The sequence below is a fragment of the Saccharothrix sp. ST-888 genome, assembly GCF_000955975.1.
GTDB lineage: Bacteria > Actinomycetota > Actinomycetes > Streptomycetales > Streptomycetaceae > Kitasatospora.
This window is the reverse complement of record NZ_JYJF01000293.1, coordinates 1-1,055: the sequence shown is the minus strand read 5'-3', so window position 1 is coordinate 1,055 and position 1,055 is coordinate 1. Positions and strand designations below refer to the sequence as shown.

Annotated in this window: 2 protein-coding genes; both read left to right on the top strand. The window is 69.0% G+C overall.

Annotated features, from left to right (window positions below):
- Positions 1-274: TetR family transcriptional regulator C-terminal domain-containing protein (locus tag UK12_RS32705; protein WP_045306842.1), on the top strand; the 274-nt coding region annotated here is incomplete at its 5' end.
- 388 nt (positions 275-662) lie between these two features.
- Positions 663-1,055 (top strand): hypothetical protein (locus UK12_RS40325; RefSeq protein WP_045306843.1); only part of this gene is annotated, 393 nt, incomplete at its 3' end.

The window sequence follows — 1,055 nt, the reverse complement described above, 5'->3', positions numbered from 1 at the left end:
CATCAACTCCTTCGGCGAGCTGGGTGCCACCTCGGACGGCGTGGCCCGCGCTGCGCGCGATCACAAGCGCGCCGTCCGGGACCAGCTGACCGACCTCACCCGCGAGCTGGGAGCCGGCGATCCGTCGGCACTGGCCGAGCAGTTGGTGCTGCTGATCGACGGCGCGATCACCGCAGCCGCGATCAGCGGCGACCCGGCTCCCGCCCGGCACGCCCGCACGGCGGCTGAGACCCTCGTGACGGCCGCAGCGGCCGCGAGGGCAGCCCAGGCATAACTCCCTGGTCCCGCAAGGGGCTTCGCGCAATCGGCAGCGGCCGGCCCCGGCGGAGGGCGGCCGGACGGACTCGGTCACCGCTCCGGCCTGCGACAGCAGCGGCACCCGGCGAGGCGCGGGGCGTCGCCCCAGGAGGCGATCTGACATTTGACGGCTGGTCAGCTACGGGGGAGCGGAGAGTCGACAGACCGACGGACCGTCATGTTCTTTTCAGGCCAATGTGGTTACCGTTTTCGTTCCGTGACATTACCCGCCTTCTGGGCCTAGTAGGGTCCTTGTTCCACTGTCGGGTTTCTTTTTTCGGGTGTCGGGAGATGTCACGTGAGCATTTCGATAGGACTGGTGTGAATTGAGCAGCCAATTCCGTCAACTGTGGACTCGTAGGACGATGGCGGTCGTCCGAAGCAGGATCGCCGCCGCAGTGGGAACGGTCGCACTGATCTCGGCCGTCATCCTCACCGGTACCGCCGCCGGCACCGCCAGCGCCGCCACCGCCGGCAGCACCGCCGGCACTGTGGCCGGCGTGTCCCGGCCCGCCGCGACAGGTGGGTGGACCTGTCCCGGAACGCCCGTCCCGGCCGGCTACGTCATCACCAACTTCAACCGCAGCGGCTGCAACGGCGCGGGTTCCTGGCTCCAGGAGCCCGTTCGCGACGGTATCTGGACCTGCTCGGGCTCGCCGATCGTCTCCGGATACGTCATCACCAACCACAACACCAGCGGCTGCAGCGGCATCGGCTCCTGGTACCACCAGCGCGCCCGCGACGGCATCTGGACCTGC